Genomic DNA, 26,284 nt, shown 5'->3' with positions numbered 1-26,284 from the left:
CAAAGCCGGGCAGTATCTTAAACCGGTATTAGTACAATGTGCATTGGCAGCCATCAGAAAGAAAAACAGTTATTTTGGTCAAAAGTATACAAGGATCAAGAAAAGAAGAAGACACAAGAAAGCAATCATAGCTATCGCAAGAATGATTGGATTGTCAGTATATATCACATGATTCTTACTGGAGAAAAGTTCAATCCTTCAGACTATGAATCATTTAAGAATCCAAAGCAGCGAAAAGAAAAGAACAATTATACAGTTGAGACAGCACTAAACTTTCTAAAATCACAGGGATTTGATGTATCATCTATTCAAGAAATTCCTAAATAATATTCTGTTTTTTTCTAAATGAAACCGAACTTGTTTTTAAGTTCGTCTTTTTTTGTGTTTTTACTCACGATTGGGTCAAATTATTTTTCACACTTTTATCCTAATCAAATATCTAAATCATCATAATAGTTATTTGAATTATTTGCATAATTATTACTATTATTAGAATTAATTACATTAAAATTAGTATTCCGAACTTTTTTATTCCCATTATTTTGATCAATAATTTGTGATAAAGCAATTGCACCAAATCCAGCCGTTAAACCTAATACTACAGTAAATGCAATAATAAAGATAATCGCAAAATTAATCATTTCTCCACCCATACTAGAAGAATCACTATACATACTATATGCATCATTAATTTTAGATACCAATGATATAATTTTTGATCCACCAATTAAACCGATTAAACCATATATACAAGTCATGGTTATCGTTGCTATTCCGAAATGATACAATCTATCTGAATTAATATTTGTAAACATTCTTATTATCTCCCCTCTAATTATTTATACTCTTTAATTAAATAATCCATATTTAAATTTACGAGTACGTCTTTTTGAATTATTCCATATTTATTTTCTATGGCAATGATATATTTATTAATGGTTGTTTCAAAAGAATCTACTTTATTAAATTTAATCTTTTTTTCTAATTGTTCTACCAATTTAATACTAGGATAATTTATCATTTCAATTATATTTTCCTTTAAACAACCACATTGCCCACAAAATATACTTTCCTTATAATTAAAACTTTCACAACAACAAATCCAATCTTCATTTATATATGGAATTACTTGCACTTTATTATCTAAAAATTTCGCCTTTAAAACATTTAATCGCTGATAATTTTCTTCCATCGCAATTGTATTTATAGGGTCATTCGTTGACAGAAAAGTTCCATTAGTTGTTGTATATTCAATTATTTCTACATCTTTTCTCATTTCTTCTAAATTTATTGTTATTGCAAAACCAAGAACATTAGGATCATTATATTTTTTTAAAAGATTGAATTTATTAATTCTTTCTTTTTTCCATTAACTAATAATTTTAAGCTCTTTTAAATCATTATTTTCATTAAAATTACGATTAAAAAATCTTACTATTAAAAACTTCTTAATGCCATTATCTTTTTTTAATATCTTATCTTCTAATGAATAAATCTAATAACAGGATTTTTTATAGTTTGCAAATTTACTAGCGTGATTATATAATTCCTCGATCATATATTTGCTCCATTACTTTAAAATATTTCCACAATTTATACAAAATCTAGCATCTTTTTTATTTTCTGTTCCACATTTATTACATACATTTTCATTATCAACACTTTGACCATTTTCAAAACCTATCTTTTCTATTTTTACTGAAGTACCTGTAAAAATAACCCCTATCATATCCCTACTAAAAGTCGTATAAGCCATACTTGCTCCAATAATAGCATTGCCACCTTTTTTCATTGCTTCTTTCATAGCACGTAATTTAACCGCATTTTTTGATTGCTTTAATTTACGACCATACATCGTTGATTCACCGCCTAGAAAATCCATTATTCCTGATTCTTTGCTACTAAGCCAACCTGTTCCCATCACGTATTCTTCACAAATAAAATCTAAGTACTCAACAATTTGATATCCTTCAAAATTATACCCGGAAGTAATTAAAAAGTTTTTTATTTGTTCATCATAGATCCCAGCATCAAATTCTGCTTTAAATTCCTTTTCTTTTATTTTTTCCTGTTTATTTTCCTCCATCGTTACTGTTCTATTATTAATATAATCATTAATTTTTTGTATTGTATTCTCTGGAAAATTACTTCTTTTTAATTCTTTTTCTACTTTTTCAATAATCAAATCCGGATTTTTAACAGTATTTATATTTGATAATCTAAATAAACTAGGAACTGCTAATTTACAATTATTACATAAGTAGATTTCACCAAACTTATTTTGATTGCCTAAGAGTGTAAATTCTTTTTGACAACCATCGCATCTCACTTTTAATACCATATTTTATCACCTCGTTTTTACTCTTATTTTATATTGACATTTTATCATATATTGTTCTATTAGTTCAAGTTGAACTAATAGTTTATGTTTATTTAGTAAAAATATCTATATGATATTAGCAAGAGGTGTATAATAATGGATTCAACCATAGATTATAAAATAATAGGCTCGAGAATCAAAAAAAGAAGAAATGAATTAAAACTAACACAGGAACAGCTAGCAAATAATCTTAATATTTCTGTTTATTATTTAAGTAAGATTGAAAATGCAAAAGCTACTCCTACTTTAGAAATTCTTTCACTTAAAGAATCGAGGCTTAAAACATTAATAGAAGGAATAGAAAAAGATATTGCCCCGATCAAGAACGCAATATCTTTTCCACAAAGTTCGGGATTTGTTGAAGGAAACAACAACAAATTCAAACTACTCAAACGTATTTTATACGGTAGAAGTAAAATAGTCAACTTATTTAGAAAATGTTATTTACCATTTTTAATGAATAATACTGATTTTAAATTAATTGATTTACTTAAAGGAACAAAAAACAGTACAATTTCTTGCACTGTTTAATTCCTTTTACCCATTATCGAGTAAGAACCCATCTAGATTTCTCTTGTTTTATTCATATTATAATTAAAAATATCCCTAATCAAATTAATGCTTCAAAAACCATAATTAGACTATCTAATTATTCAAAATCAATATCACATAGCTGATAAATAAATTGCCAGGCTTCTTCGATACCTTTTTTCTTTAAACTAGAAAAACGAACAAATTTATCTTCAGGATGTAATCCTAATGTTTCCTTAATAATCTTTTCATTTTTCTTTAAATCATTACGCTTTAACTTATCTTCTTTGGTAGCAACAACCATCACTGGCACATTATGATGTTTAACAAACTCATACATCATAACATCGTCTTTAGTTGGTTTATGACGATAATCAACTAATAAAATAAAACCTTTCAAAGTATTACGATCACTAATATACTCATCCATTGTTTTACCAAACTGTTTAGTCATATTATCATTAACTTTAGCATAACCATATCCAGGAACGTCTACAAAATATAATGCATCATTTACATTATAAAAATTCAAAGTTCTAGTTTTACCAGGGGTACTAGAAACCTTAGCTAATCCATTACGATTCAACATCGTATTAATAAAACTGCTTTTACCAACATTACTACGTCCCGCTAAACACATTTCTGGATAGCTTTCTTGAGGCCATTGACTTTTCCAGGCTGCCGATAAAACATATTGTGCTTTTTTAATTTTTACCATTTTTATCACCTCTTTTATTGTAACATAGTCAAGAAAAAAAGGGTTAATTTTTTAACCCTTTTTTTACAAGTGCATGATCCAAAACTGTATCAATATGATCAGCTAAAATAATTTCTAGATCATCTTGTACTGATTTTGGAATATCATCAATATCCTTAGCATTATCTTTAGGAATGATAATTGTTTTAATTCCTGAACGATGTGCTGAAATTGATTTTTCTTTTAAACCACCAATTGGTAAGACATTACCACGTAAAGTAATTTCACCTGTCATAGCAACATCGTTACGAACTGGTTTATCTTTAAATGCTGAATAAATAGCTGTTGTTAAAGTTACCCCAGCACTTGGTCCATCTTTTTTAACTGCTCCTTCAGGAACATGAATATGAATATCTTCTTTATCAAAAGCAATATTCTCAAGACCATATTTTTCTTTATTAGCTTTCATATAGTCTAAAGCAATTGATGCTGATTCTTTCATGACATCACCAAGTTGTCCTGTAATAATAAACTTACCAGAACCTTGGAAATGATTAACTTCGATTGGTAAAATATCACCACCAAATTGAGTATAAGCTAAACCAGTAACAACTCCTACTTGGCTATGATCTAATTTCTTAGTATGTTCAAATGGTGCTTTTCCTAATAATTCTTCTAAATTATCAACAGTTACAACTAAAGTTTCTTTTTTCTCTTTTAAAACTGTTAATACTGCTTTACGACAAATTTTTGCAATTAATCTTTCTAAATCACGCACACCAGCTTCACGAGTATAGTGACGAATAATATACATTAATGCATCATCTTCAAAAACTAATTGTGATTCATTTAAACCATGTGCTTTTAATTGTTTTTTAACTAAGTGATTTTTTGCAATCATTTGTTTTTCTTGTTCAGTGTATGATGATAATTCAATAATTTCCAAACGATCACGTAATGGACCAGGAATATTACCTAAATCATTTGCTGTAGCAATGAACAATACTTTTGATAAATCATATGGTTCTTCTAAATAGTTATCAGAAAATAAACTGTTTTGTTCAGGATCTAATACTTCTAGCATTGCACTAGTAGGATCACCTTTGTAGTCACTTGACATTTTGTCAATTTCATCTAATAAAAATACTGGATTAACAACACCGGCTTTTTTCATTCCTTGAATGATTCTACCTGGCATTGATCCTAAATAAGTTCGACGATGACCACGTACTTCAGCTTCATCACGAACTCCACCTAATGAAGCTTTAATAAATTTACGATCTAAGGCACGAGCAATACTTTTAGCAATTGAAGTTTTACCAACACCTGGTGGACCAGCTAAACAAATAATTGGTGCTTTTAAAGACTTAGTCATTTGTTTAACTGCTAAGTATTCAACAATTCTTTCTTTAACTTTTTCTAGACCATAATGATCTTCATTTAAAACATCTTCAATTGCCTGGATATCTTCAACATCTTTAGTTTCTTGATACCAAGGAGTTTTCATCATCCAGTCAATATATGTTCTAACAACGTTAGCTTCTGATGAAGCTGCAGGCATTGTTTCAAAACGACGTAACTCTTCTTCGATTTTATCCTTAACATGTTGAGGATAAGGATTGTTATTTAATTCTTCACGAATTGTTTCAGCGTCGTCTTCTTTAGGAACACTGTCCCCTAATTCTTCTTTAATCGCTCTTAATTTTTCACGTAAATAGTATTCACGTTGGTTTTCATCAATACTTTCACGTACTTTACGATTAATTGTTTCTTCAATTTCACCAATAACTTTTTCTGATTCAATTGAACTAATAACTTGTAATAATCTTTCATTAATATTAAATGTTTCTAAGATTTTTTGTTTTTGCTTCAAATCAATTGGTAAATATTGCGCAATTGTATCTGCTAAAACACTTGCAGAAACACCACTTGTTAATCGATTAATTGAATCTAAAGGCATATTTGGCATAGAGCGTTTAGCTTGTTCAAAATATGAAGTTGCTTTACGCACTAAGGCAACCTCTTCATTACGATCACCAAATTCATCTTCAATGATTTTCACAGTTGAATAAAGGCTACCTTGATGTAATTCAAAATTTGTAAGCTCAACTCTTTTAGCACCGCGAACAGTTAATTTAATTGTTCCAGAGCTATCACGTCTTACTTTACGTTCAATTTTACAAAGAGTACCAATATGGTACACATCATCAAAAGAAGGATTATCCTCTAAAGGATTAATTTGCGAAACAAAAATGATATTGTTGTCATGCTCATTAGTACTTAATTGAAGTGCTTTTAAACTTACTGGGCGTCCAACATCTAATGTTAGATGGTTTTCTGGGAATACAACCATACCCCGAGTACAAACTACTGGCAATGTTAATACAGTTTGTTCTTCCATTTTTTCCCTCCTATTTTCTAATTTTACTAAAAAGACGCATGTTATGAGCGTCTTTTTATTTCTTTAAATTGTCTTTTACTAAATCAATAGCTTTACGAGTTAAGATATCATTTTCAACATGGCTCATATTTCCTTCGAAAATTTTCTTAACATCATCTAATTCTCTTTGATACATATCAGCAATTTTTTGTAATTCAGCTTCACGTTCTTCATCAGTTACAGCTAATTCTTCTTCTTTAATAATTGCTTCTAAAATTAAATTTAATTTAACTCTTTCTTCTGCTTGAGGTTTAATATCTTCTAAAACATCTTCTTTAGATTTTCCAGTGAATTGTTCATAAACTTCGAAGTTTAAACCTTGTCTTTGTAAATTTTGTTCAATTTCTTGTAACATCATATCTTGTTCTTGTTTTAATAAAGCATCACTATCTTCAACTTTAGATGAAGCAATTAAAGCTTTATAAATGTCATCCATGAATTTGTTTTCAGATTCATTTTCTTTACGAGCTTTAATTTGTGATTTAATATGTGCTTTTAATTGTTCTAAAGTTTCTACACCATCGATGTTAACATCTTTTGCTAATTCATCATCGATTTCTGGTAAATGTTTTTCTTTGATTTCATGAACAGTTACTTTAAATGTAGCTTCTTTACCAGCTAAATTAGGTGCTCCATAATCTTCTGGGAAAGTTACTTTAATTTCTTGTTCATTATCAGTTGTCATTCCAATTAATTGATCTTCAAATCCTGGAATGAAAGAACCGCTTCCGATTTCTAATGGATAGTTTTCACCTTTTCCACCATCAAAAGCTTCACCATCAATAAATCCTTCATAATCAATTACTGCAGTATCACCTTTAGCAACTTTTCCATCTTCTTTAACTGACAATTCTGCAAATTGACTTTGATAGTTAGATAATTGTTCTTCAATTTCTTTTTTAGTTACAGCTACACGACCTTTTTTAACTTCTAAACCTTTATATTCTCCTAATTCTACTTCAGGTTTAACAGGTACATTGATAACTACTTCTAATTCATCTTCACTAATTTTATTAACAGATAAAGTTGGTTGAGCCACTGGTTCAACTTGAGCATCAGTTAAAATTTGAACAAATTTATCTTGTAAAATCATATCAGAAGCTTCTTGTAAAATACTAGCTTTTGATATTCTTGATTTAATCAACGCAACAGGAGCTTTTCCTGGTCTAAATCCGTCAATTTTTACACTTTTAGCTAATTTATTAAGCGCTTTATCTTGAGTTGATTTCCATTCATCACTTTCAAACGCTACTGTTAATTCAACAATTGCTTTTTCTAATTTTTTATTACTGATTTTCATACTATTCTCCTTCTTTAGTTTCATCACGTATTATATACTAACAATATCATTAATTCAACTTATTTGAACAATTAATCACTCAATTTTTTTCATTAATACTCTATTTCTTTAATTTCATTCAGCTTTTCTAAGACATCCTCTTTGTCACAATTATATAAAAATTCAATATCTTCCATTTCGATATCGATATATTGCATTGAAGCTAAATGATAATGAATAGCCCCCGCTATTGGTCGATAATCATAGTCATCAATATATTTAGGATAAACTAAATATAAATAATAACTTAAAAACTGTTCACATAAAGCAAACAATGAAGGATTTTCATCTTCTATCGCTTCTGATAGTAATTTTAAAATTCCTTCACCAACCTCCTGGTTTAATACCAATGGGGCAAAACTAGGATTAATATCATAGTTGATACCATTTTTTACTAATTCTAGATCTTCATCAATTTCTTGATCAATCATTAATTCTATCAATAAACTTTTAGCAAATGCTGGTTTCTGTTCATTTTTTAAAAAATTACGAATTACCGGCATTAAACGACGAATATTCATTCCTTCCATCTGTTCAATTGCCATATAAAGTAAATCTTCATTAATTTGATCTCGAGATAAGATATTCTCCATATCTTCAATACTAAAAGCACGATTATATCGTTCCATTCCTTCATTAGCCTCGTGCTTAGCTAACAACAATTCATCATAAGCAGCATTAAATACAGTTTCATATTCAAAAGGAATGTAAGGCATAGATAATTCTTCGATCATAATATTAATAGCATCTTCATACTTTTCTAGTTCTTTTAATGTTGCAACATAGATGCTAACAACATCATAATAAGTATTTGTTGCTTTAGCTTTAGCTAACATTCCCTCTGCTTTAGCCTGTTGATATTCACCTAAACCATATAGACAAACCAAACGCTGATAACGTGTTGTTTCATCGCTCATATCATTCAACAAATCTAAGGCATCTTGAAACTGATTATTAGCAATATATTCTTCGATCATTTTTTCTCCTTGTCATGTAAAATTTATTCATCATCTTCTGATAAATCTAACTGATAGTCAATCTCTTCTACTTTTTCTTCTTGCTCTTGTAAACTTTCAATCACTTCATTATAAAGCTCTAGTTTACTATCCTTTAAAAAATCATCATCAGTTAAAGGCATGTTCATCACTCCTTTTATTCATCTATTATAGCAATACTTTAGTATTTTGCAATTGAAATAGTGCAAATAATTGCTGGTAGTATTCACTAAAAACACTATTTTTACGCCAAATAAAATTAATCTCATGACTAATTTGCATATCATTAATTTTAATTTCTTTTAATTTACCTTGCTTAAGTTCATCGATTACTGCCATTTGATAAATAAAAGTAACTCCTTGTAAATTAGCAACAAGATGTTTGATCATATTAATATTACCAATTTCAATTATATTTTCAAAATCTCGTAAATTCATATTTCGCTCTTTTAGCCAGCGTTCAATAATTTCACGTGATCCTGAACCGGTTTCTCGAATAATTAGATTATATTTAAACAACTCATTTATATCCTCTACTGAATCAATCTTTAAATTACTCGGACCAACACAAATATAATTTTCATGGCAAAAAGTCCGATAATCATATTCATTTTTATTAAAATAACCTTCAACTATTGCAAAATCTAAATTTCCTTCATTAATACCTTTTAAAAGTTCACTAGTATTAGCTACTTGCATTTTAATAGCCAGATTACAATTTTCTTGTAACAAGCTATTGATAATTTTAGGCATGATATATTCGCCAACTGATAAAGTTGCTCCAAAAATCAATTCTTGTTTATTAGAACGATTTTTTAACTTGTTTTTTAAAAAAATATCATCATGTTTTAATGTTGTAGCAACTTCAAGTAAAATCTTGCCCTCTTTAGTTAGATACATTTTTTTACCCGAATAAACAAACAGTTTAACTTGATAATATTCTTCTAAATATCGGATGTGTCCAGAAACAGCAGGCTGCGTAATATTTAAATATTGACTAGCTTTAGTAAAATTCATAAATTTACAGACAGCTAAAAAAGTATCAATACGAAAATCAAGCATTCCAATCACCCAATATTAACTATAACATATTTTTATCGTTAAATAAATAATTATAATTTTATTTTATTATATTTTTTAGCTATAATGACTCTGTCAAAGGGAGGAACATTATGTCAAAAATAAAAAACAACACTTTAGGGGTACTTTTATGTCTAGCAATAGCCTTACCCGCTTACTTTTTAGGAAAACAATTCCCGTTAGTTGGTGGACCAGTATTTGCAATTTTAATGGGAATGATCATTACATTTGCCATTAAAGATAAAAGTAAAGTTCAAAGCGGTATTACTTTCACATCTAAAAAAATACTGCAATATGCGGTAATTTTATTAGGGTTTGGAATGAATTTAGGTGATATAGTCAAAACTGGTAGCTCTTCACTGCCAATAATTTTATCAACAATTACAACTTCTCTTGTTGTAGCATACGTTTTATGTAAAGTCTTAAAAATGCCATCAAAGATCTCAACATTGATTGGTGTTGGTTCTTCTATTTGTGGTGGTTCAGCAATCGCAGCAACTGCACCAGTCATCGAAGCCGATGATGAAGAAATTGCTCAGTCAATTTCAGTTATTTTCTTATTTAACATTTTAGCAGCTTTAATTTTCCCAACATTAGGTGGGATATTAGGTTTATCTAACGAAGGATTTGGAATTTTCGCTGGAAGCGCTGTTAATGATACTTCATCAGTAACAGCTACTGCTGCTGCTTGGGATGGTATTCATGGTAGCAACACATTAGATCAAGCGACAATCGTAAAACTTACAAGAACATTAGCAATTATCCCAATTACTTTAGCATTAGCAATAAAAAGAACTCGTGACGCTGATAAAAGTGAAAGCACATTTGATATCAAAAAAATATTCCCGTTTTTTATCTTATTTTTCGTATTAGCATCAGTCATTACAACTGTATTTAATCTACCAGGAACAGTTACTGCTCCATTAAAAGAATTAAGTAAATTCTTTATTATCATGGCAATGGCCGCCATTGGATTAAATACTAATATCGTTAAACTAATCAAAAGTGGTGCTAAACCAATTTTCATGGGATTTTGCTGTTGGGTTTCTATTACCGTTGTTTGTCTTTCAATGCAAGCATTATTAGGAATTTTATAATTATTAATCAAGAAAAGATTTAGCTATTAACCAAGTTAGTTAAATCTTTTTTTATATCAAGAAACAAAGTTATCTGCTATTTTTATTTTGACAACAAAAATCGATTTTGATAAAATCTAGCTAGAAATTGGCAATAATCTTTTTAATAGAAATAAGTCGAAAAGGCGTAGTCTATGAAATTAAATTCAAAGATTAACGCCTTTTTCTAATTTTATTGTTGAAAGGAGATTATGTAATGCCAAAAACAAAAGGACAAAAGCTTATCTTTGGGATTTTAATGTCAATTACGATGACTTATGGAATGGAGGTATATAACAACGCCATTAATGCCGGTTATAATTTAATGCCTGGTGGTTTTAGTAATATGACAAACGCTGTGTTTTTAAACGCTTTAAAAGAGAGCAGTTTTATGATGATAATTGTATTTATAATTTCTAATTTATAGGGAAATCCAATTGGTTTATATTTAGCCAAAAAAATTGTAAGACCCGAAAGCGATAATCCTTTTTTTATAAGTATAATTACTTCATGTTGTACAGTTTTAATAATGTGTCCTACTATGTCTTTAGTTGCTTCAATTATTTTTAATATTGTCCTGGCTGAAAATTCATTATACCTATTACCAGCTATTTGGGTGGGCACTGTAATAAAAAATTTCCCAATGGCTTTGCTATGGAATCTGTTTGCAGCCGGACCAATAACTAGATTAATCTATAATAAATTATTCAATAACAAAAAAGTTATCAAAAATGCCTAAATACTCATTTAGACATTTTTTATACCAATACGGCTCATTGAAAGCAATAAAACAATATTATATAATATTATTAACCTTTTAATCAATCTAACACGATATTGAATATCTTTATTAAAAATAAAAATAATTAAGGAGCTAATTTTATGCATAAAGATCCATTTTACAAAAGTTTAAGCTATGCCATTTCCGGCATCATTAGCTGTATCAAAAAAGAAAGAAACATTAAAATTCATATTTCAGTTATGATTTTAGTTATTATCTGTGGCTTTATTTTTCATCTATCAACAACAGAATGGTTAATTTGTATCTTACTGTTTGCTCTAGTTATTTCTTTAGAACTAGTAAATACCGCTATCGAAGCAGTTGTTGACCTTTGTTCTCCTAACTATCATGAACTCGCTAAATACGCAAAAGATGTTGCCGCTGGTTCTGTATTGATCAGCGCTATCGCTTCAGTGGTTATTGGACTTATTATCTTTGTTCCTAAGTTATTTTAAAAATAATATTTTTTAGATTTCAATAAGACAATAAACTCTTAATGTTTGATCTGGTCCCTGTCAAGCGGACACACTAAATAAGTAAAATTTGTTCTCCCCAATTGGCATTATGCTGATTGGGGTTTATTTTTTAGTGATTCCTTATATTTTGAATTAATATTCATATATAAAAATCACCCTCCATTGTATAACAACAAAAAGAATGATAGACTATAAAAAAATATTTTAAAGGAGTTAGATTATGGAAATATCAGTAGCGATACCTAAAAAATTAATTAAAGAACAATTCCCTCAATGGCAAGAATTAAAAATTTATCCGGTTGCAAAAAGCGGTCATGATAACCGTACTTTCCATTTAGGTAATACGATGTCAATCCGCCTGCCTAGTGGTCACGAATATGCTAAACAAGTTGAAAAAGAAAATCGCTGGTTACCCTATTTACAAGAACATCTTGATTATCCAATTTCAAAACCAATTGCTATCGGTAAACCAACTAGCTATTTTCCCTTCCCTTGGTCAATCAACCAATGGATCAAAGGTAACACTTTGTTTGAATGTCCTAATATTAATCAAAAACAGCTTGCAAAAGAATTAGCCACTGCCTTAAAAAAATTACAAATGATTGATTGTTGCAACGGACCAGAAGCCGGCCAGCATAATTTTTTTCGAGGTGGTGATTTAAAAGTATATGAAGACCAGACTTTAAAAGCATTAAAGACTTTAGAAAATCGTCTACCAGTTAAACAGCTTAAAAATATCTGGGATACTTGTACTTCAAAAAAATATACCGAAAAAAATGTTTGGGTTCATGGTGATATTGCTCCTGGGAATATTTTAATTCAAAACAACTCTTTTCATGGAATAATTGATTTTGGGATATTAGGTACTGGAGACCCTGCATGTGATTATGCTATGGCTTGGACATACTTTAATAAAGAAGCCAGAAAAATATTTTTAGCAAATTTACCTAGTGATATGATAAATCGAGCAAAAGGCTGGGCTTTATGGAAAGCATTGATTACATATGATGATGAAAATATAGATTTTAAGCAAAATGCTCGTCATACGATTAATGTAATCTTAAATGAAGAACTATGATTACCTAAAAATGCAAAAGCAAGAAATCTAAAAAAAGATTATCTTGCTTTTTTATTAAAAATATAATTTTTAATATCTTAAAAAATACTTATATGTAAAACTAATAAATCGCAAAATAAAAACCCTTGATTAACACCAAGGGTTTCAAGAGATTTTATCAATCTCATTATTTTTCAAATGGCGTCCACGAAGGGATTCGAACCCCTGACCGCACGCTTAGAAGGCGTGTGCTCTATCCAGCTGAGCTACGTAGACCTCTCTTTCCTGACTGCTCATATATAATAGCATATCTAAAAGAGAAGTGCAAGTGTTTTTAGAAAAAAATTTGTTTAAATTTTACATCTATTTTACCATCGTCGACATTTATCACACAATACATCTTATCACTGCCGCGTCTAGGTAAAGTTGTCGAACCAGGATTGATCAAATAAAAACCAGATTCTTCTTCAAATTGAGGAACATGCGTATGACCAGATAACAACACATCACAATAATGCCGTTTCAAATCATCAACCATTGCTTCTTTACGATTATAATAGCCATAACGATGTCCATGAGTTACTAAAAACCGCACCCCTTCAATTTCAAAAACAGCTTCTTCATCATAAGGATAAAACCAGTCATTATTACCTCGAACAACAACCCAGCCTTCAAGTAATTCTGGTTCTGCCTCACTATCACCACAATGAACATATACATCACCATCAGGTTCTAAATCTCTTACTTCTTCAATTGCCCGATGATAACCATGGCTATCTGACATTACTACTATCTTTTTCACTTTCATCACCTAAACAACATTATACACAATCAGTCAAAAAAAAGAAATCATATTATATTTTTATTCGATTATCAACTTCACCATTAACATCTTCAACTGGTAAAATTTCCTGATCATCAATAAAAATCGAAACACTTTCAACATTATCAAGATGATTAGCTGACTTAACGATACGATTATATAATGTATTATCTATCGATTCATTATCATTTAAAATATTTGGTGCTAGATGAATCGTTAATACCCCTTCTTGCAACGAGCAGCTATCTACTAAACTTAGCGGTTTATCATATTCGATTTCTTCTAACATCAAAGCAACTTTTGTATCTATATCGGTAGCATTTGTTTCTACTCTTTTTGTAATTGGAACATAATATTCTTTATTATTTATTTTTTTAGTATTATAAACTACTACTGGCGTTGTTTTATAAATATAATTCGTAGCTGATTCAAAATTATTTATGCCTAAATTATCAGTAATACAGCTAGTAGGTATCGTACTATTAGGAATTTCACTTATATCATTACCATTTATTTTTAAATTAACTTTTTTAACACCATCAACACAAAATACATAAGAAAACATTTCTAAAATATCTAATGCTTCCTGATTATTATTTACATATAAATGATCACTTAAATCAAATGTTAATGAGTTTTCATTTAAAGAAATAGCATTTACTTGTAAATTGGAATCTAAAATAGGATATAATCCTAAATATTCATAGTCGGTTGATTTCATCACTTCAATCATATTTCTATATTTTGTATCATCTTCCATTTCTCTAGCAAAATCAACTGTTATAGGAACTAATGTATCTTGTTTATCTTTAAAAACAACAGTTTGATAATTTGGATCATTTGTGTTAGCTGTTTTTTCTTTTTCATTATTATTTTTCAAATAAACAAAACTAGCCACAGCACAAATACCGATAGCAAAAATTATTAAAAGCTTTTTCTTCATTTCTGGTCACCCCATTATAATCATATGAACTATCGATTTTAAAATGATTATTTTAAATAAAAAAACGAGCCAATCAAGCTCGTTTTATTCATTAACATTTAAATTATTATATTCTTCTAAACATAAGTTCTGCTGATGCATAGTTGTTGCTACTTCAACACCAACGTATCTAAATATCGTTGGATTAAATTCATGACCAGTTATAATTGTTTTATCAGCCGGATAACGAAGAACAAATCCGTATTCATAACTATGATTTAATAGCCATTGATAAATTTCTGTTTCCACAAAATCTTCGACACTAATTTCTAATTGTTGCAATGTAACAGTATTACCTAATTGGAATTCGTTATATCCGGCAACTACCCCACGATCTTCTAAAGTAGCTACATCATAACCAACATAGGCTTTTGTTAAAATCATTCCACTACCACATTCTTGATAACAAGCCCGATACATTTCCAATAAATGATTAAATGTTTCTTCTTGTAAATACATAGAATAATTTGTTCTTGGAATACCTAATGTAGTAACAAGATTTTTCGGTTCATAGCCACCAATATATGTTGTATTATTAACCACTAATGTTGGCTCACTTGGATTATAAATCCTTTGAGCATTTGGCTGTAATTCAGTATTGAACAACGTTGCCAATGATGTTTTAGTAAAATTAGCGCTTAATTCCTTAACCTGATCATATAAATCATCATCATTTAAGTCTTCATCTTCTTGCATGATTTGAATATATTTATTTGTATCACTAATATAGCTATAATCACTTTCATCGTATATTGAACGAATTAACTGATAATAATCAATATTATCAAAATCAAAAGAATCTTGATTAATATAAGCTAAAACCAGATCATTATGAACTAGCGTATCACAATATGAAATAGCATCATTACCATAAGCTACTTCTAATTTATTAGCTAACTGATTGGCTACTGAAATCAATTCATCATAATTACTATATTTTTTAGTTTTATCTAACGCATTATAAAATTGATAATATTCTAGATTAAACTCTGAATAAGTAATATATTTAATAAACTCGTTTACAGGAATAGCATTTTCGATTAAATATTCTTGTTCCTGTTCATCTAAATACATCTCTATTAAAGCACGATTATCATTGTTAATTCCATTAACACGATAAAAACGATCATATTTACAATTAATGGCAACAAAAGATATTACAAAACACAATGTAACAATTATATATAAATGTCCTTTTCTAAGTTTCATAAAATCACCCTTATTCAATCATATTAAAACTATATTTAAAAAATCTACATTATTAATATAACCACTAATCTATATATTAAATAACAATTACAACCTATTTTAGCATATTTCCCAAAAAAATGCCATGACTATATATTTTATCAAAATTTTATATAGAATGGAAAGTTTAATTCCACATCTAATATAAAGCCTTAATCACTGATTTATATGTAAAACAATAATCAAAACCCGTTTTAGTATATTCCTTAAAAACACCATGACTATAGATATTATAAATATTTTACATAACAAAAAAGGAATTAGCCTATAATTCTAATTCCTTAAATCTAATCAACTCAAAAACCGCTTGAATTCGTGAATCAACCCCTAATTTTTGGATCACATTAGAAATGTGATTACGAACTGTTTTTTCACTTATCCCTAATGTTTTAGCAATTTCTTTAGTAGACTGATTTTTTACAAGCAAATCAAAAATTTCCTTTTCCCTTGGGGTCAGGATAATATTCATCATCAATTCACCTCATATTATAATATATGAGAATTTTATTTTTAAGTGTCATCTTTTAGTACATTGAACAGATTTGCTGCTACGTCTTTTGGTAATAGTTCTTCAAGCTGTTGTAAGCTTGCTTCTTTTAAACGTTTAACGCTACCAAATTTACGTAATAAAAGTTTTTTCCGTTTAGGACCAATGCCTTCAACATCATCTAATATCGACTGAAACAGCGATTTAGAACGAACATTTTTATGGAAACTAATAGCATAACGATGCACTTCATCTTGCATTCTAGTAAGTAAAAAGAATAATTCACTTTTACGATCAATTTTAACCTCATTACCATCACTGTCTAATAACATCGAAGTAGAATGCCGATCATCTTTAGCTAACCCACATACTTTTATATTTAAATTTAAACCATCTATTACTTCTTTAGCTACCTTGATCTGCCCTTTACCACCATCGACAATTATTAAATCCGGTCTTTCTAATCCTTCCATCAATACTCGATAGTAGCGACGATATATTACTTCTTTCATACTGGCATAATCATCAGGTCCTTCAACGGTTTTAATTTTAAATTTACGATAATCTTTTTTTGATGGAACTCCATCTTTAAAACATACCATCCCAGCTACCGCATAAGCTCCTTGAATATTTGAGTTATCAAACAACTCAATTCTTCTAGGTAATGGAATATCCAATAGCTGTCCTAATTGCTTGATAGCACCAATTGTTGCTGCTTCGTTTTTTTGAATCAGCAAAAACTTCTTTTCTAACTGCTCTTTAGCATTTTCATTAGCCATTTCCACTAGACTAGCTTTATTTCCTTTTTGAGGCTTGATTATTTTACATGTAATAATCTCCTTCAACAAATCAACATCCAAATCTTTAGGTACTAATAATTCTTTAGGTTCAGTATTTTCTTGATAAAAACTTACTAAAAACGAAATAATCTGTTCTTGAAAATCATCTTGTAACGGAACCAGATTTAAATCACGAGCCAATAATTTTCCATTTCGCATGAAAAACAATTGCAAACATAAATATCCCTTATCATGATAGTAACCAACAATATCCCGGTCAACCAAATCATTGAATTGGACATGCTGTTTACTTGTAACATGTTGAATATGCGCAATCAAGTCCCGACATTCTTTGGCCAGTTCATAATTTTGAACTTCACTGGCAGCCATCATTTTATCAGTTAAACTATTAATAACTTCTTTAGTATCACCTTGAATAAATTTAGTAATTCCTGATGTTATTTCTTTATAAACTGCTTCATCGACTTCTTGTAAACAAGGAGCTACACATTGATTTAACGAATAATATAAACATGGCTTTTTAGGAATATGATTACATTTACGCAACGGAAATAAACGATTTAATAATTTAAAGGTCTCTCTAGCTGCTGTTCCATCAGGAAATGGTCCAAAGTGTTTATGTTTTTTATCCTGGGCATTACGAACAATTCTTAAACGCGGATTTTTCTCTCTAGTTAATTGAATATAAGGATAATATTTATTATCCATAAAAGAGATATTATACTTTGGAGAATAATCTTTAATTAAATTGATCTCTAATAGCAACGCTTCTTTTTCAGAATCAGTTACAATATAATCAAAATCAACAATTTCCTGGACTAATTTTGTCGTTTTATAATTATGAGCCCCAACAAAATAAGAAGATACCCTATTTTTAAGTTTCTTTGCTTTCCCTACATAAATAACTTCATTATTTTTATCCTTCATTAAATAACAACCAGGTTGTAACGGTAATAATGAAAGTTTATCTTTAATCATCTGACGATCCATTATTCAAAATATACTAGAGTTGCCCCTAGTCCTCCTTCATTAGGACCACCATCGCGATAACTAACAACATTTTTATTTTTTTTCAACAATTGTCGCACTCCATTTCGTAATGCTCCAGTTCCCATACCATGAATTATTCTTACCATAGAATAATTATTGACTAAAGCATTATCTAAGAATTTATCAACATTACGCATAGCTTCTTCATAGCGTTGACCAATAATATTAATTTCTACACTTTGATTTGATGCTTTACGAACTGCTTTAAGATTAGATCTTACTTTTTTAGGTTTAACTTTTTTTGATACAAACATTACTTCTTCAGGTTTAGCATTAACTTTTAAACCGCTCATATCAATAGTTAAAACCCCTTTTTTATTAATTGATAGAATTTCACCTTGACGATTTGCTGATAAAACCTTAACAACATCACCAATTTGGTAATCTCGTTTTTCATTGTTTATTTCTTTTTTCTCTTCATGTTTTAATAAATCAAGGTTTCTTTTAGCATCGATAACAACATGTGGTTTGATCGTTGAACTTTTCTTTAAATCTTCAACAACAATATCAATTTCCTGTTTTGCTTCTTCCAATAGTTGATTAGCCTGCTTTTTAGCATCTTGTAACATCTTATCTTTTTGCTTTTCATAGTTTTCAATTAAACGCTGATACCGTTTTTGGTTAGCTTCTGTTTCCTTAGTCAGCTCTTCTAACTGATCTTTTTGTAACTGCACCGCTGTTAATTCATCGTGTAGTTTTTCCATTAGTTTTTCAGTATCTGTTAAGCTTTCTTCTTTAATTTTAAAAGCCATATCAACAATTTCTGGTTTTAACCCTAATCTTCTTGAAATTTCGATTGCATAAGAGTTACCAACACTACCGGCAATTAATCGATATGTTGGTCGCATCTTTTCTTGATCAAACTCAACTGCAGCAACTAAAATTGAATCTTCATTTTTAGCAAATTCTTTTAATCCAGAATAATGGGTAGAAGCTAAAACAATTGGATTAATTTGTTTTAAATATCTTAAAATAGCCTCAGCAATACTTTGACCCTCATGAGGATCTGTTCCCGAACCTACTTCATCTAATAAAACTAATGATTTTTCAGTAACTTGATTAGTAATTTCTACTAATCGTTTCATATGACTAGAAAAAGTTGATAATGATTGTTCGATTGACTGTTCATCACCTAAATCAACACAAATCTGGTCAAATAATGGTACTGTTGCTTGTAAACAAGGTACCGCCATTGCACATAATGACATTAAACTTAAAAGTCCAGCAGTTTTTAAAACAACAGTTTTACCCCCAGTATTTGAACCACTAATTAATAAAGTTCGTTTAGGTGGCGCTAAAACAATATCGTTAGCAACGATCTTATCTTGATCTATTAATGGATGGCGAGCTTTTTTTAAACTCAATGTTTCATAGCTAGTTACTACTTCTGGTACTATAGCGTCTAATTTAATACCATAATTTGCTTTAGCAAAAATCACATCAAGAGCTACCATTAATTCTTGATTTTCATATAAACAATCATAATTTTCTTTGACGGCAACTGAAAGCATCTTTAAAATACGCTGTACTTCGCGTCTTTCTTCTTCTTTAACATTAACGAGCTGATTATTCATTTGGACAATTACATCTGGTTCAATAAACATTGTTTGTCCACTAGAAGAAACAGCATGAACAATTCCCTTAACATTATTTCGATTACCTGCTTTAACTGGTAAAACTAAATGATTATTACGACTAGAAATATTTTCCTGACTTAAATAATCTTTATTAGCACTTTTGATTTGTTCAATCCGGCTACGAATATTAGTTTCTATTGAAATTATTTGTCGTCGTAACTGTTTTAATTTTGGACTGGCACTATCTAATACATTTCCACTGCTATCAATACAACGATTAATGCTATCTAATAATTGTTTTGGTAAAATCAATTGTTGACAAAATTGAAATAACTCGTCATCATCTAATTCTTTATCATCTAAGTATTCTTTAATTTCTTTAACATTATTTAATAAATAAACTATTGCGACAAACTCATCGCCAAATAATGTTCCATCTTTATTGGCCTTATTTAAATAAGGTTTAATATCTACAAAAGAACCAATTGGTAAGCGACCATATTTATAGACCAGACGAATTGCCTGATCTAAATACTTTTGTTCCAATAATAAATCATCATAATCGCTAAATGGCATAATTTTCAATACTTGTTCTTTAGCCAAATCACTTGCACAATATTCACTTATTCTTTTTTTTATCTGATTAAATTCTAAAGTATCATATATATCTTTCATTTTTATCCACTCACTACCATTTTATTTAAAACTCTACTTTGATCAAACTCAACCATATTTAACTTATTTAATAACTCAACTGTCTGATTATATTGTTCATTATTAACCGCTATTGGTGTTTGGACCTGATCATAATAGCGATATAATATATCTGCAAGATACTCTTGATCAATCAAGCCCCAATCATAAGCTGTTGTAAGCGAAGTAATAATTGAATTCATTGAATCACTATCAAAACTATCATTATTTAAACCATCATTAATTATTTGATCAATAACATTATTACCATCACTTAATTTTTTTACCTCTTCGCTAAGCGTTGGTACTAATTCTAATATCTTATTTGCAATAATAGTATTTTCAACTGCTTCTTTACCACCAGGAACAATCGGTGTAATAATGAAAACTAAAGCTAAATAAATCAAAATTAAACTTTCAACTAGATTAAAAATTGCCCCTAAAAGACCATCTAGCTTTCTTAATAATCCTATTGTATCAATTATTCCTTTTAATAAAGGAATAATAATTTTTCCAATAAAAGCAAAAATAATTTTTAAAACAATTAAAAGAATAATAAAAATTAAAAATCGATTAATCATCTCGCCAATACCTTGGCCGATTCCCTGTACTTCATAAATCTTAAAAATAACTGCTAGATAGCTTGATAGATATAAAGCTACAATCAAAGAAACAACCGTTGACGCTAAACGATAAGCACTATAAACAAAACCTTTAATATAACCAAAGATTACCATTAATAAAATAATTAGTGCAATAATTATATCAATGAAAATCGGATTTATCACAAAATTCATGGAAACACCTCAATTTCTTTTAGTATACATTGTATCAAAACAAATTTGTACTGTCAAAAATATTAAAAACATGTTATAATAATATTAGGACTAGGAGGCAAGTGAAGAACATGAATGTAGAAAAAAATAATTCAAAAAGAATAAGTGTTATTAATATGCATGCTTACGATAAACTTGCGACTCTTCCCTACTCTAGTACGGTTAATCATCACTATGTAAATATTAGTCATATTGCTTGCGATGAAACTGGTTCTGGTGATTTCTTTGGACCTCTATGCGTGGTTTCTTGTTACGTTGATGAACGCGATTACGACTGGCTATTGAGTGTCGGAGTACGCGATCCCAAAGAAATGGATAATAAAGAGTTAGTGCAAGTAGCAAAAGAAATTAAAGATCGAATTATTTACAGTCTTTTAATTCTTGATAATTCTCATTACAATGCAATGGTTAAAGCTGGTAATAATTTAGCAAATATTAAAGCCAAATTATATAATCAAGCAGTAACAAACGTAATGCAAAAAATTGGAATGCCGGTTGAAGATAAATTAGTAAATCAATTCGTGTCACCAAAAACTTATTATAATTATCTAAAAAGCGAAGTCATTGTTGTTAAAGATTTAAAATTCTTACAAAAAGGTGAAGAAAATTATCTTGGTATCGCTTGTTCAATTATCTTATCTAGATATGCTTACTTGCAATATTTTAATAATATGTCACGTAGTTTAAAGATGAGATTACCTCGTGGTAATAGTAATAGTGTTGATGCCATAGCTATTGAGGTAGCAAAAAAATATGGTCCAAAAATGCTTAACAAAGTTACTAAAACGAATATGACAAATTATAAAAGGATTAAGGATTTAATTTAGGATAACTGGGTTATCCTTTTTTATTATGTCCTTTTAATAATATGATAAAAAGAAATCTGTAAAAAAACAGATTTCCAGCTTACTCGCTATTGTTATAAAGTACATTTAAAACAGTTTTTTTATCAACACCATATCTAGTACGATGAATTACGTTTTTATAAAAAGTAAATCCCATTTTCTCATTTACTCTTTTTGAACGACTGTTTTCTAAAAAATAACCACAACACAAAAAATCAAACTGTAACTCTTTAAAACAATAATCAATTACACAAGCAACCGCTTCACTCATAATGCCCTTGCCCCAATAATCTTTATTTAAAACATATCCAATTTCTCTTCCTTTTAAATTATCAAAAGAACTATCTAAATCATCGCGACAATATTCTAAACCAATTGACCCAATAACTTTATTATTTTCCTGATATACAATCGCTAAAGTTTTTCTTTCTTCAATAAACGTTTTTAAAATCATCTGGCTTTCTTCAATATTTTGATGATGTGACCAGCCAGCCATTTCCCCTACTCCTTCTACACGAGCATATTCATAAAAGTCTTCAACATCATCTTCTTGCCAAGGTCGTAGTATCAAACGTTTAGTTTTTAAATATGTTTGACTTAAATCTATTTTCACATTCATTTTATCTCTCCAATATATAATAAAAAAATACGGAAATTAACTTATGATAAGTCAATTTCCTGATATAAGCTATTTAACTTCAATAGTAAATGGCGCTACTTTAGTATATTTTACTCCAGCTGCATCTAACATTCTTTTTGCTGCTCGATCACTATCAGTTCCACTATATTTATCATCTTCATAAATTATTTCACTAATACCACTTTGAATAATCGCCTTAACACATTCGTGACATGGAAATAATGATACATAAATTTTACAACCTTTTAAATTAGACGTACTATTTAAAATAGCATTTAACTCAGCATGAACAACATATGGATATTTAGTATCATAAAGATCCCCTTCTCTAACTTCCCATGGAAATTCATCATCTTCACAACCCCAAGGTAAGCCATTATAACCAACTCCAACAATTTTATTTTCCTGATTAACAATACAAGCTCCTACTTGAGTATTAGGATCTTTAGAACGAAAAGCCGATAATTTAGCTACTCCCATAAAATACTCAGTCCAATTGATGACTCTATTTTGCATATTCCATTTCCTCCTGAAGTTGAATTAATTTTTGTTTAAAGTATTCAGGCAACTCGCTTTCAAATTCCATATATTTATTTGTTGTTGGATGAATGAATCCTAATTTTTTAGCATGTAAAAATTGTCCATAAGTCTGATCATCTTTACGCCAGCCATATTTAGGATCACCATAAACTGGATAACCGATATAACTCATATGTACCCTGATTTGATGAGTTCGTCCAGTTTCCAAACGACATTCAATCAAACTCATTGAGCGATAACGTCTTAAAACCGTAAAATTCGTTACAGCCCGTTTACTATTATGCATAGTAACAGCCATTTTTTGACGATCTTTACTATCACGACCAATTGGTGCATCAACTTTACCATGTTGATGAGGAATTAAACCATGAACTAAAGCAATATAACTTCTAGTCATATCATGATTTCTTAATTGTTGTGATAACATTCGATGAGCATGATCATTTTTGGCAACAACTAACAAACCACTTGTTTCCTTATCGATACGATGAACAATACCTGGTCGATTAACACCATTGATTCCTGATAAATCATCACAATGATAAAGCAGTGCGTTAACTAGAGTACCATGAACGATACCAGGCGAAGGATGAACGATCATCCCCGATGGTTTATCTACAACTATAATATCGTTATCTTCATAAACTATATTTAAAGGTATATTTTCCGGTTCCAAATCTAAATCAGTATTATCAACAACTATAATTTCGATTTGATCACCAATTTTTATTTTATAACTTGGTTTTTCCATTTTTTGATTAACTAATACAAGTCCGTGATTTATCATTTCCTGTATCCTAGTTCGAGAAAATTCCGGCATTTTTTTTGCAACGATCTTATCTAATCGCCAATTGGCATTTTCTTCAACTACAATATTAATTTTTTCCATGTATATACTCCTCAAAAATAATTTCAATAATAATTAATGCTACTCCGATAACAACTGCCATATCGGCAATATTAAAAATCGGGAAATTATAATTAAAAATAATTACATCAATAAAATCTCGAACATAGCCAAAAAATACCCGGTCAATTAAATTTCCTAATAACCCAGCAAAAACCAAAACTAAACCAAAACGAGTTAATACTTCTTCTTTTTTAGTTTTTCTAAAATATATAATCATAACCACTGCTGCTATTAAAGCAACTAAAATAAAAAGTGCTAAGTGACCTGCAAACATCCCCCAGGCAACACCAGTATTTTGAGCATAGGTAAAATAAAACAAGCCATCAATTATCTCATGTGACTGTCCTAATTGCATTGATGAAGATATTAGATGTTTTGTAAACTGATCTCCCCCAAGAACCACAAACATCGTAATTAAATATATTATCTTATCTCTTTTACTTAATTTCATTATTTATATCACCCAAAAATATTATACAATAATTGAAAACTAACCACAAGAAAAAGCAGGTTTCCTCTTTATTAAAAAGGTCCCTTGATAAAAAAGGAACCTCTAATCATTTTATTATTTTACAATAATACATAAAAGAAAATAGCAACAAAATGGAAAGCTGATCCAATCATTACAAAAATATGAAATAATTCATGGAAACCAAAATTTTTAAACCAGTTAGGCTTTTTCAAAATATAAATAATAGCCCCGATCGTATAACTAACACCACCACAAGCAATTAAAGCCAAACATCCTAATGGTATTTTTGAAAATGCGGGAAAATCAAAAATTACTGCCCAGCCCATTAATAAATAAAATAGTGTTGATAAAAATCTAGGTGCATTTATCCAAAAAAGCTTTATTAAAATACCAATTGCTGCAATTGACCAGATAACTATCAAAAAATAAATACTATGAGGATAATCTAGATATGTTAAACATATTGGTGTATATGTTCCAGCAATCAAAACATAGATCATTGCATGATCCATTTTTCTTAAAAATTGTTTTATTTTATTATTTTCATTACCATTAAAATAATGATAAATACTACTAGCACTATATAACGCTACTGATGATAAACCAAAAACTGTAATCCCTACTTTAGTTAAAGATGGAGAATTTTCAACTGCTGCAACGATCATCATAATAATCAAGGCAACCAGTGATAATATAGCCCCAATAAAATGCGTTTCACTACTTATTGGATCCATTGCTTTTTTAAATATTTTCATGTCAAAACCTCCTTATGTAGTTTTAAATACTACATTATGTATCTATAATATCACTAATATTATCTATGTCAACCACATCTTGAAGATATTTAAAAATTAAGCTACAATTATTTCGAGGTGACTAATTATGGAACAAAAGGATTTTAAAACAATAATCACACAATCACTCAATAAAAGTGATTTAAAAACTCAGGATATACCAGAATTAGATTTATATATGGATCAAATAATGACTTTATTTGAAAACAATCTAAGCGACAATAAAAGATTCAAAGATGATAAATTACTTACTAAAACAATGATCAATAATTATTCTAAAGCTGGCGTTATTAAACCGGTTAAAGGAAAAAAATATACTAAAGAACAAATAATTGGCATGTTAATAATCTATAATTTAAAAAACACAATTACAATTCAAGAAATTAAACAATTATTATCACCAATATATGAACAAGATCAAGATTTAGAAGCAATCTATGATCAATTTATCACTCTCAAAAAAACTCAAAGTGAAGCATTAAATACATTTTTAAATCAAATCATTTCTGATTATGATCTCAACCTTGATAATCATAACAATCGCTTATTGACTGTATTAGCTTTAGCATCACTTTCTAATCAAATAACCAGTATTATTCAAGGAATTATTGACAACGATAATCCAGATGAAGATAGTTGACGAAAATCAAGCTATTTTTTATAATATACCTAATTTATTAAATGGGGGTTATACAA

General features: G+C 29.2%; 28 protein-coding genes and 1 tRNA gene. 7 read left to right on the top strand and 22 right to left on the bottom strand.

Going from position 1 to position 26,284, the window contains the following annotated elements; genetic code table 11:
* Positions 1–431: 431 nt before the first annotated feature.
* The 3 genes from B5F09_RS03165 to B5F09_RS03155 all read right to left on the bottom strand — a co-directional run bounded on the left by B5F09_RS03165 (position 432) and on the right by B5F09_RS03155 (position 2,341).
* On the bottom strand, positions 432–815 hold the full coding sequence (locus tag B5F09_RS03165) for a hypothetical protein (RefSeq protein ID WP_087371485.1): 384 nt from the start codon (positions 813–815) through the stop codon (positions 432–434).
* Between the two features lie 20 nt (positions 816–835).
* Positions 836–1,276 carry a hypothetical protein gene (locus B5F09_RS03160; RefSeq protein ID WP_087371482.1) on the bottom strand — a complete coding sequence of 147 codons (441 nt, stop codon included), beginning with the start codon at positions 1,274–1,276 and terminating at the stop codon, positions 836–838.
* A 294-nt stretch (positions 1,277–1,570) separates the two neighbouring features.
* Positions 1,571–2,341, bottom strand: coding sequence for a heavy metal-binding domain-containing protein (locus B5F09_RS03155; RefSeq protein WP_087371480.1), 771 nt, complete (start codon positions 2,339–2,341; stop codon positions 1,571–1,573).
* A gap of 135 nt (positions 2,342–2,476) precedes the next feature.
* Between B5F09_RS03155 and B5F09_RS03150 the strand changes: the two genes are divergently transcribed.
* Positions 2,477–2,911, top strand: coding sequence for a helix-turn-helix domain-containing protein (locus B5F09_RS03150; RefSeq protein ID WP_087371477.1), 435 nt, complete (start codon positions 2,477–2,479; stop codon positions 2,909–2,911).
* Between the two features lie 118 nt (positions 2,912–3,029).
* Here the strand turns inward: B5F09_RS03150 and yihA are convergent, their stop codons facing one another.
* From yihA to B5F09_RS03125, 6 genes are all read right to left on the bottom strand, one after another.
* Entirely contained in the window at positions 3,030–3,629 is a 600-nt protein-coding gene (yihA, locus tag B5F09_RS03145; RefSeq protein WP_087301228.1) for a ribosome biogenesis GTP-binding protein YihA/YsxC, read from the bottom strand.
* A 43-nt stretch (positions 3,630–3,672) separates the two neighbouring features.
* Entirely contained in the window at positions 3,673–6,009 is a 2,337-nt protein-coding gene (gene lon / locus B5F09_RS03140; RefSeq protein ID WP_087371474.1) for an endopeptidase La, read from the bottom strand.
* Between the two features lie 55 nt (positions 6,010–6,064).
* Positions 6,065–7,348 carry a trigger factor gene (gene tig, locus B5F09_RS03135; protein ID WP_087301234.1) on the bottom strand — a complete coding sequence of 428 codons (1,284 nt, stop codon included), beginning with the start codon at positions 7,346–7,348 and terminating at the stop codon, positions 6,065–6,067.
* Between the two features lie 92 nt (positions 7,349–7,440).
* The gene (locus B5F09_RS03130; RefSeq protein ID WP_087371471.1) at positions 7,441–8,364 is read right to left on the bottom strand and encodes a hypothetical protein; all 924 of its coding nucleotides are present in this window, start codon (positions 8,362–8,364) and stop codon (positions 7,441–7,443) included.
* A 23-nt stretch (positions 8,365–8,387) separates the two neighbouring features.
* On the bottom strand, positions 8,388–8,531 hold the full coding sequence (locus B5F09_RS14820; protein ID WP_158095209.1) for a hypothetical protein: 144 nt from the start codon (positions 8,529–8,531) through the stop codon (positions 8,388–8,390).
* Positions 8,532–8,550: 19 nt separating this feature from the next.
* The gene (locus B5F09_RS03125) at positions 8,551–9,444 is read right to left on the bottom strand and encodes a LysR family transcriptional regulator (RefSeq protein WP_087371468.1); all 894 of its coding nucleotides are present in this window, start codon (positions 9,442–9,444) and stop codon (positions 8,551–8,553) included.
* Between the two features lie 110 nt (positions 9,445–9,554).
* Here B5F09_RS03125 and B5F09_RS03120 point away from each other — a divergent pair, with 110 nt between their 5' ends.
* From B5F09_RS03120 to B5F09_RS03100, 4 genes are all read left to right on the top strand, one after another.
* Positions 9,555–10,559, top strand: a complete 1,005-nt coding sequence (locus B5F09_RS03120; protein ID WP_087371464.1) for a YeiH family protein — start codon at positions 9,555–9,557, stop codon at positions 10,557–10,559.
* A 235-nt stretch (positions 10,560–10,794) separates the two neighbouring features.
* On the top strand, positions 10,795–11,004 hold the full coding sequence (locus B5F09_RS03115; protein WP_087371461.1) for a hypothetical protein: 210 nt from the start codon (positions 10,795–10,797) through the stop codon (positions 11,002–11,004).
* Positions 11,005–11,459: 455 nt separating this feature from the next.
* Positions 11,460–11,813, top strand: coding sequence for a diacylglycerol kinase family protein (locus B5F09_RS03105; RefSeq protein WP_087371455.1), 354 nt, complete (start codon positions 11,460–11,462; stop codon positions 11,811–11,813).
* Positions 11,814–12,054: 241 nt separating this feature from the next.
* A complete protein-coding gene (locus B5F09_RS03100; protein WP_087371453.1) occupies positions 12,055–12,912 on the top strand; it encodes an aminoglycoside phosphotransferase family protein in 858 nt (285 codons plus the stop codon).
* Positions 12,913–13,090: 178 nt separating this feature from the next.
* Here the strand turns inward: B5F09_RS03100 and B5F09_RS03095 are convergent.
* The 8 genes from B5F09_RS03095 to B5F09_RS03060 form a co-directional block, all read right to left on the bottom strand.
* Positions 13,091–13,167, bottom strand: a tRNA-Arg gene (locus B5F09_RS03095).
* Between the two features lie 58 nt (positions 13,168–13,225).
* Positions 13,226–13,693, bottom strand: a complete 468-nt coding sequence (locus tag B5F09_RS03090) for a metallophosphoesterase (protein ID WP_087301472.1) — start codon at positions 13,691–13,693, stop codon at positions 13,226–13,228.
* Positions 13,694–13,745: 52 nt separating this feature from the next.
* The gene (locus tag B5F09_RS03085; RefSeq protein ID WP_143357485.1) at positions 13,746–14,657 is read right to left on the bottom strand and encodes a GerMN domain-containing protein; all 912 of its coding nucleotides are present in this window, start codon (positions 14,655–14,657) and stop codon (positions 13,746–13,748) included.
* A gap of 84 nt (positions 14,658–14,741) precedes the next feature.
* Positions 14,742–15,905, bottom strand: coding sequence for a M15 family metallopeptidase (locus tag B5F09_RS03080; RefSeq protein WP_239404229.1), 1,164 nt, complete (start codon positions 15,903–15,905; stop codon positions 14,742–14,744).
* A gap of 304 nt (positions 15,906–16,209) precedes the next feature.
* Positions 16,210–16,413, bottom strand: a complete 204-nt coding sequence (locus B5F09_RS03075; RefSeq protein WP_087301476.1) for a LuxR C-terminal-related transcriptional regulator — start codon at positions 16,411–16,413, stop codon at positions 16,210–16,212.
* 41 nt (positions 16,414–16,454) lie between these two features.
* Entirely contained in the window at positions 16,455–18,221 is a 1,767-nt protein-coding gene (gene uvrC, locus B5F09_RS03070; RefSeq protein ID WP_087371447.1) for an excinuclease ABC subunit UvrC, read from the bottom strand.
* Positions 18,221–20,533 (bottom strand): endonuclease MutS2, encoded by a 2,313-nt coding sequence (locus B5F09_RS03065; RefSeq protein WP_087371444.1) that lies wholly within the window; start codon positions 20,531–20,533, stop codon positions 18,221–18,223. Before B5F09_RS03065 ends, uvrC begins: the two co-directional genes overlap by 1 nt.
* Before the next feature lie 2 nt (positions 20,534–20,535).
* A complete protein-coding gene (locus B5F09_RS03060; protein ID WP_087371441.1) occupies positions 20,536–21,348 on the bottom strand; it encodes a CvpA family protein in 813 nt (270 codons plus the stop codon).
* 110 nt (positions 21,349–21,458) lie between these two features.
* Here B5F09_RS03060 and rnhC point away from each other — a divergent pair, with 110 nt between their 5' ends.
* The gene (gene rnhC / locus B5F09_RS03055) at positions 21,459–22,214 is read left to right on the top strand and encodes a ribonuclease HIII (protein WP_087371438.1); all 756 of its coding nucleotides are present in this window, start codon (positions 21,459–21,461) and stop codon (positions 22,212–22,214) included.
* Between the two features lie 79 nt (positions 22,215–22,293).
* Here the strand turns inward: rnhC and B5F09_RS03050 are convergent, their stop codons facing one another.
* The 5 genes from B5F09_RS03050 to B5F09_RS03030 all read right to left on the bottom strand — a co-directional run bounded on the left by B5F09_RS03050 (position 22,294) and on the right by B5F09_RS03030 (position 25,549).
* Positions 22,294–22,851 (bottom strand): GNAT family N-acetyltransferase, encoded by a 558-nt coding sequence (locus tag B5F09_RS03050; RefSeq protein WP_087371434.1) that lies wholly within the window; start codon positions 22,849–22,851, stop codon positions 22,294–22,296.
* A 69-nt stretch (positions 22,852–22,920) separates the two neighbouring features.
* On the bottom strand, positions 22,921–23,388 hold the full coding sequence (locus tag B5F09_RS03045; protein WP_087301489.1) for a dCMP deaminase family protein: 468 nt from the start codon (positions 23,386–23,388) through the stop codon (positions 22,921–22,923).
* Positions 23,378–24,301, bottom strand: coding sequence for an RluA family pseudouridine synthase (locus B5F09_RS03040; RefSeq protein WP_087301491.1), 924 nt, complete (start codon positions 24,299–24,301; stop codon positions 23,378–23,380). Before B5F09_RS03040 ends, B5F09_RS03045 begins: the two co-directional genes overlap by 11 nt.
* On the bottom strand, positions 24,288–24,773 hold the full coding sequence (gene lspA / locus B5F09_RS03035; protein WP_087301493.1) for a signal peptidase II: 486 nt from the start codon (positions 24,771–24,773) through the stop codon (positions 24,288–24,290). The genes B5F09_RS03040 and lspA overlap by 14 nt, the downstream gene beginning before the upstream one ends.
* A 119-nt stretch (positions 24,774–24,892) precedes the next feature.
* Positions 24,893–25,549, bottom strand: coding sequence for a hemolysin III family protein (locus B5F09_RS03030; RefSeq protein WP_087301495.1), 657 nt, complete (start codon positions 25,547–25,549; stop codon positions 24,893–24,895).
* Between the two features lie 127 nt (positions 25,550–25,676).
* Here B5F09_RS03030 and B5F09_RS03025 point away from each other — a divergent pair, with 127 nt between their 5' ends.
* Positions 25,677–26,228 (top strand): DUF1836 domain-containing protein, encoded by a 552-nt coding sequence (locus tag B5F09_RS03025; RefSeq protein ID WP_087301497.1) that lies wholly within the window; start codon positions 25,677–25,679, stop codon positions 26,226–26,228.
* Positions 26,229–26,284 lie beyond the last annotated feature (56 nt).

The sequence above is a fragment of the Erysipelatoclostridium sp. An173 genome (assembly GCF_002160495.1).
Lineage (GTDB): Bacteria > Bacillota_I > Bacilli_A > Erysipelotrichales > Coprobacillaceae > Thomasclavelia > Thomasclavelia merdavium.
This window is presented reverse-complemented; position numbering and strand designations above follow the sequence as displayed.